The sequence below is a fragment of the Streptococcus vestibularis ATCC 49124 genome (assembly GCF_000188295.1).
GTDB lineage: Bacteria > Bacillota > Bacilli > Lactobacillales > Streptococcaceae > Streptococcus > Streptococcus vestibularis.
This window is the reverse complement of the sequence record NZ_GL831112.1, coordinates 1,615,376-1,621,612: the sequence shown is the minus strand read 5'-3', so window position 1 is coordinate 1,621,612 and position 6,237 is coordinate 1,615,376. Positions and strand designations below refer to the sequence as shown.

Annotated in this window: 9 protein-coding genes; 5 read left to right on the top strand and 4 right to left on the bottom strand. The window is 38.2% G+C overall.

From position 1 onward, the window contains the following. The coding region (locus HMPREF9425_RS09830; protein ID WP_155809892.1) for an IS3 family transposase at window positions 1-66 on the top strand (66 nt) is incomplete at its 5' end. A 78-nt stretch (window positions 67-144) separates the two neighbouring features. On the opposite strand, the gene yidC is transcribed toward HMPREF9425_RS09830, so the two are convergent. After that, window positions 145-1,062 (bottom strand): membrane protein insertase YidC, encoded by a 918-nt coding sequence (yidC, locus tag HMPREF9425_RS07865; RefSeq protein ID WP_003098040.1) that lies wholly within the window; start codon window positions 1,060-1,062, stop codon window positions 145-147. Window positions 1,063-1,147: 85 nt separating this feature from the next. Then, the gene (locus tag HMPREF9425_RS07860) at window positions 1,148-1,426 is read right to left on the bottom strand and encodes an acylphosphatase (protein WP_037621586.1); all 279 of its coding nucleotides are present in this window, start codon (window positions 1,424-1,426) and stop codon (window positions 1,148-1,150) included. Between the two features lie 102 nt (window positions 1,427-1,528). Between HMPREF9425_RS07860 and HMPREF9425_RS07855 the strand changes: the two genes are divergently transcribed. From HMPREF9425_RS07855 to HMPREF9425_RS07845, 3 genes are all read left to right on the top strand, one after another. Next, window positions 1,529-2,266 carry a TrmH family RNA methyltransferase gene (locus HMPREF9425_RS07855; protein ID WP_003098035.1) on the top strand — a complete coding sequence of 246 codons (738 nt, stop codon included), beginning with the start codon at window positions 1,529-1,531 and terminating at the stop codon, window positions 2,264-2,266. A 101-nt stretch (window positions 2,267-2,367) separates the two neighbouring features. Then, window positions 2,368-2,871: an HD domain-containing protein gene (locus HMPREF9425_RS07850; RefSeq protein ID WP_003098033.1), complete on the top strand. Its 504-nt coding sequence runs from the start codon at window positions 2,368-2,370 to the stop codon at window positions 2,869-2,871. Window positions 2,872-2,894: 23 nt separating this feature from the next. Next, the gene (locus HMPREF9425_RS07845) at window positions 2,895-3,584 is read left to right on the top strand and encodes a Bax inhibitor-1/YccA family protein (protein ID WP_003098029.1); all 690 of its coding nucleotides are present in this window, start codon (window positions 2,895-2,897) and stop codon (window positions 3,582-3,584) included. Window positions 3,585-3,645: 61 nt separating this feature from the next. Here HMPREF9425_RS07845 and HMPREF9425_RS07840 read toward each other — a convergent pair whose 3' ends face one another. Together HMPREF9425_RS07840 and HMPREF9425_RS07835 are read right to left on the bottom strand one after the other, a co-directional pair. Further along, window positions 3,646-3,834 (bottom strand): hypothetical protein, encoded by a 189-nt coding sequence (locus HMPREF9425_RS07840; protein ID WP_227278534.1) that lies wholly within the window; start codon window positions 3,832-3,834, stop codon window positions 3,646-3,648. A 215-nt stretch (window positions 3,835-4,049) separates the two neighbouring features. Beyond that, complete coding sequence (locus HMPREF9425_RS07835) at window positions 4,050-4,643, bottom strand: hypothetical protein (RefSeq protein ID WP_003092193.1); 594 nt, start codon at window positions 4,641-4,643, stop codon at window positions 4,050-4,052. 245 nt (window positions 4,644-4,888) lie between these two features. On the opposite strand from HMPREF9425_RS07835, the gene HMPREF9425_RS07830 reads away from it, so the two are divergent. Then, window positions 4,889-6,142 (top strand): diaminopimelate decarboxylase, encoded by a 1,254-nt coding sequence (locus tag HMPREF9425_RS07830; RefSeq protein ID WP_003092158.1) that lies wholly within the window; start codon window positions 4,889-4,891, stop codon window positions 6,140-6,142. Window positions 6,143-6,237: the final 95 nt, after the last annotated feature.

Genomic DNA, 6,237 nt, shown 5'->3' with positions numbered 1-6,237 from the left:
GGCTATATTGATTACTACAACAATAAACGAATTAAGGTAAAACTAAAAGGACTCAGTCCTGTGTAATACAGAACTAAATCCTTCGGATAAATTAATTGTCTAACTTTTTGGGATCAGTACATTGTTCCAAGAGTGTTTTGTAGCTTATTTACGATTTTGTTTACCAGCGTTACGATTTTTTTGGGGTTTATTTGCAATTGCTTGGGTATTTTTTGGAGTGACATCTTTACGCTTGTTTGGTGTTGTACGAGGGGCTTTTGGAGGGTTCTTTTTGAACTCTTCAGCAACTTTCTCTTTTAAGCGAGGTTTGATGATATAGTTAGTAATCAACTGCTGGATAATAGAGAAGATACCACCAACAAACCAGTAAAGGATTACGGCTGCAGGTGAGCTGATACCAAAGAAAATCATCATGATTGGCATGCTGTACATAGTCGCCGCCATTTGCTTACGTTGCTCCTCAGGAACTTGTTGAATAGACAACCAAGATTGGAAATAGTACAGAGCGGCAATGATGATAATCAATGGGAAGTCACGATGACCGAGGTTAAACCAGAGGAAGTCATCCTTGAGTACACCAGGAGTGTAACGTGCTGCATAGTAAAGCGCTGAGAAGAATGGAAACTGAATCAATAGAGGAAGACAGCCAACACCGCCCATTAAGCTTAGGCCGTTTTCACGCTGAGCTTGCATGAGTTCAGACTGGGCAGCCATTTTTTCTTCTTGAGTTTCAGCGTTGCGCAAACGTTCGTTAATTGGTTCTAAGACAGGAGCAAGGTACTCACGTTTTGCTGATTGGTAGGCCGCACTACGAGATTGGTGAAGACCAAGTGGTAAGATAATCAAACGAACAATGATAGTTACGAAGATAATACCAAGACCAAATCCCAGATTTAAATTATGTGCGAAGTAGGTGATGACGTGGCTCATAGGGCGACCAAGTAGGTTCCAAACCCAACCAGTAGGATTACCAGACTTATCAAGGCTCACACATCCTGATAGGAAGAGAAGCATGCTGGCAGCAAGCCCCATAAGGGCTAGACGTTTTTGATTTTTATTCACAATATCATTCCTTTTGTTTTTAGTTATACTTGTCTATTTTACCCTTTTTTAAGGAAGAGAACAAGTTAAAAACGGAGCTCCGACCTTAATTAGCCATGCGAAAATCGCTGTAATTAGGGAAGTTAGCCATGGTCACATCGACATAGGTTACTTTAGACCATTTTGAAGGCCCTTTTCGAACTTCTTGGATAAACTTAGCTAGCTTAGCAGGCTTATCTGATTGTGCTAGAATTTCAACAGTTCCATTATCGTTGTTCCAGACTCGACCGTAAATATCTCCAATTTCGAGTGCTAATGCATAGGTTGAATAACGAAAACCAACACCTTGGACTCTTCCTGAGACTAATAATCGTACTTTTTGCATGGCCCATGACCTCCTTTTGAAACCTCTTTCTTTCAGTATAATCCTTGCTATAAAGTCGGTCAAGTCCAAGATTTATCAAGCAATTTCTGCTATAATGAGTGTATGGAAATCATTCAATCAAAGCAAAATGCTAGTATCAAGACTGCTAGAAAATTGTTGCAACGCAAGCACCGTAAAACCAGTTATCTTTTAGAGGGGTGGCATCTCTTTGAGGAAGCAAAGGCAAGTGGTGCGGATATTCTTCAAATTTTTGTGCTTGAGGAGATGGCTGACCGTGTAGCTAATATGTCTAAAGTTAAGTTGGTTAGTCCAGAGGTGCTCAAGGAGCTCTGTGAAACTCAGACCCCCCAAGGGATTGTGGCAGAAGTTGCTAAACAATCTCAAGCCTTGCCAGAGTCTCTTTCAGGAAAGTACCTTCTCTTGGAGGATGTTCAGGATCCTGGTAATGTAGGAACAATGATTCGAACAGCGGATGCTGCAGGTTATGATGGGGTCTTTTTATCAGATAAATCCGCTGATATTTATAATCAGAAGACCTTACGTTCTATGCAGGGAAGTCATTTTCATCTGCCAATCTATCGTGGACCGATTCTTGAGATGGTTGAAACTTGTAAAAAACATGATTTAACAGTCTTGGCAACGACTCTCTCAGAGGTTTCCGTTGACTATAAAGCAGTTAAGACAGACGGTAATTTTGCCCTAGTGATGGGAAATGAAGGTCAGGGAATCAGTAAGGAGATGGCTGAGTCTGCGGATCAACTGGTACATATTAACATGCCGGGCCAGGCAGAGAGTCTCAATGTTGCTGTTGCTGCAGGGATTATCATGTTTAGTCTCTAGGTCCTAAGGCTGATTTTATTGGAAAATATTCGCCTTTTAAAATAAATTTAAGCTCTAGTGGTATAATGAAGAAGCGTTAGAAACATTAATGAGGTATTATTATGAAGCGACCAGAAGATGATAAAGAATTCATGGAAGTTGTTGGACATTTGATTTCACACCCACGTTTTCAAAAATTGGATGGGATTGTCCAACACCATCATTCGACACGTTTGGAACACTCGGTTAATGTTAGTTATACTAGCTACAAAATTGCTAAAAAATTTGGCTGGGATGCTAAGAGTACTGCTCGAGGTGGTCTCTTGCATGACTTTTTCTATTATGATTGGCGAGTAACCAAATTTAATAAGAGTCATGCTTGGGTGCACCCACGGATTGCTGTTCGTAATGCCAGAAAGCTTGTTAATTTAAACAAAAAAGAAGAGGATATCATCCTCAAACATATGTGGGGAGCAACTATTGCACCGCCAAAGTATAAGGAATCTTATATCGTTACCATGGTGGATAAGTACTGGGCTGTTAAAGAAGCAGTGACACCTTTACGAAATCGCATTAAAAATCGTAAGTTTTTCCGTCGCAAGACTCTACAAAGTCACCACCATTAATTTATTAAACTTAGGAGATATTTATGGAATCAAATGCAATTTATACAACTAGTGATGCAGGATTAAATCGCTTTTTCGGGAAGATTTACGGTCTTGTTGGTATTGGGGTAGGGATTTCAGCAGTCATTTCTTATCTGATGTTATTCCCTCTCTCTCATCTTTTTGTTAATATTCTGATGAATTATTCTTGGGTTTATACGGCAGCTATTTTTGTTGAGTTAGCTTTGGTTTTTTTGGCTAGTGGTGCTGCACGAAAGAACACACCTGCGGCTCTGCCCTTATTCTTAGTTTATTCAGCCTTGAATGGTTTTACATTAAGTTTTATCATTGTCCAATACACTCAGGCTAATGTTTTCCAAGCTTTTATTAGTACTGCCATTGTCTTTTTTGTCATGGCACTTATCGGAGTTTCTATTAAGCGTGATTTGTCAGGAATAGTCAAATTTCTTATGGCAGCTTTGATTGGAATTATTGTGGCTAGCTTAGTTAATATTTTCTTTGCAAGTAGCACGATGAGTTTTGTGATTAGTATTGTATCAGTTCTCATTTTCTCTGGCTTAATTGCTTATGACAATCAGTTAATTAAAAAGATTTATTATAGTACTAATGGTCAAGTCACAGATGGGTGGGCGGTTTCTATGGCGCTCAGTCTCTACTTGGATTTTATTAACTTGTTCTTGAATATCTTGCGAATCTTTGCAAGTCGTGACTAGTAAAAAAATCAGCCAAACGGCTGATTTTTTTGTGTTTAACGTTTTTTGTAATTATTTCTTGTTAACCTGTATAGGTGTAGGAGAGTAGATAGTAATCCCATTTTTCGACATAGCTATCTTTGTCGGAAAAGGCCCACTTATCGTCTTTCTTAGTGAGTTCAACTGAGTAATCCTTAAAGATATTTGTTTCGTCTGTCTTTGGTACTGATGGACTTACTTTTTTAATTGAATTAGGTAAGTAAGTTTCCATATAGTATTGTTGGGTCAATTGGTCGACATTTCCAGCGTTAGCATATTGCTTTGTAGGTGTTTTTTTAGATCGTCAGTAAGACTTGGATGGTTAGCCGCATATGCATCGTCTGCAGCTTTCATACTGATAGTTGACATGTCAACGTTAAACTCCGTCTTATATTTAGTAACGATAATGTTATCAACAGACTAACTACCACGTTCACGATTATCAGTTTAAACACATCCGGAAACTTTTGGAACTTCATCTCCAGTTGGTTTGATATTATCAGTTTCATCATAGCTATATTGAAGACTATCTGAGAAATATTGACTAAGTTCACTCTTAGCCTTATCTAAGTCATTAGAAACAAATTTATTGTAATTTTTACTTTCTCCATCTAGAGAAACTGCGTTGAAATAAGTATCAACATCTTTTTTTACATTGGTAGTTGTTTGACCATCGAAATTTTTTGGACTAGTAGAAACAGTCTGTCCTTTTGTCTTTTCATCTTTTGATTCAAAATAGAGTTTATATTTTGAATCGTTGTTCACTTCGAAAAAGAGAGAGACAGTCTTGTAGTCATTAGCTTCAACTTTTCCAAAGTCATCTGTAGCATTTTCTACGTTATTATTTTTGTTGAAGAGAATAGGTAGGTCATCTTTGTCAATCTTACTTGCTGTGACTTTTTTACCATCCTCATCTTTGAGGTAAAACTGTTTAGCAGATGTTTTTAGCTCATTTTTCATATCTTCAGAAATATCCTCAAGTTTGAATGAGGCTTCAACCAAGGTTTGATCAGCTTTAAGTTTGAGGCCTCTTCTAGACATATAGACAATGTCGTTAACAGAAGCTTAGCATCGAGTTTTGGTTTGGCACATGCTGACAATGTAAAGACGGCTATTAGAGAAATCGCCCCAGAATAAAGATATTTTTTTATAAATAATCCCCATTATTTTATTAAGGTTATGCGTCTATTGTATTATGAAATATCCCTTGAGATTATTAGAAATTTGGGGTTCAAGCCTTTTCTTATGCTATAATAAGGTTACTATTGTAAAAAATGGAGAATAAAATGACAAAAACACCCTTTATTACGGCTGATAAACTTGATCAAATCACTGCAGAATTTCCAACACCTTTCCACCTTTACGATGAAAAAGGTATTCGTGAAACAGCGCGTGCAGTTAATGCAGCCTTTTCATGGAATCCTGGTTTTAAAGAATTCTTTGCTGTAAAGGCAACACCTAATCCAGCAATCCTCAAAATCTTGAAGGAAGAAGGGTGCGGTGTAGATTGTGCGACTGATACAGAGCTTGTCATGAGTAACAAAATTGGTTTTGATAGCACTGCTATTAGTTTTACGTCTAATGATACACGTGCAGAAGAATTTGTTTACGCGCGTGATATTAATGCGACAATTAACCTTGATGCTTACGAAGATATCTTCTTCTTGGAAGAGGCTGCAGGGCTTCCTGAAACGCTTTCTTTACGCTTTAACCCAGGTGGTGTCTTTTCACTTGGTACAGATATTATGGATCATCCTGAAGAATCTAAATTTGGGATGACTAAGGAGCAACTTTTCAAAGGTTATGCCTACCTTAAAGAAAAAGGGGTGAAATCATTCGGTTTGCATGCCTTCTTGGCGTCAAATACAGTAACGAATGAGTACTATCCAACCTTGGCTGCTCAACTCTTTGAATTGGCTGTAGAAATTAAGAATGAGCTTGGTGTTAGCCTTGACTTTATCAACTTATCAGGTGGTGTTGGGGTAGATTACACGCCAGCGAACAAGCAAAACGATATTGCTGTTATTGGTGAAGGTGTTCATACTAAATTTGATGAAATCCTTGTTCCAAATGATCTCGGGGACATCAGTATTTACACTGAACTTGGTCGTTTCATGACAGCGCCACACGGACTCGTTGTTACTAAGGTTCTCCATATTAAGGATACTTATCGACGTTATGTTGGTGTTGATGCTTCTGCAGTTAACTTGCTTCGCCCAGCAATGTACGATGCCTACCACCACATTACTAATATGACTAATCCAAATGGTGATATTCAAGTGGTTGATGTCACAGGTTCGCTTTGTGAAAACAATGACAAGTTTGCTAAGAACCGTGAATTGCCTGAGGCTCGTATTGGAGATACCTTGGTTATTCATGATACTGGTGCCCATGGTTTTTCAATGGGTTATAACTATAATGGTCGTCTTCGTTCGGCAGAAATTCTCTATCAAGAAGATGGAACAGCGCGAATGATTCGCCGTGCAGAGACTATGAATGATTATTTTGCGACACTTGACGGATTTGATTTTGAAATTTAACAAATAGGCTAGACCTAGGAGGTCTAGCTTATTTTGCTTTAATGATAACCGCTTCAAGAATTATATTAGCCATCTCTTCTGGAGATTCAATACAG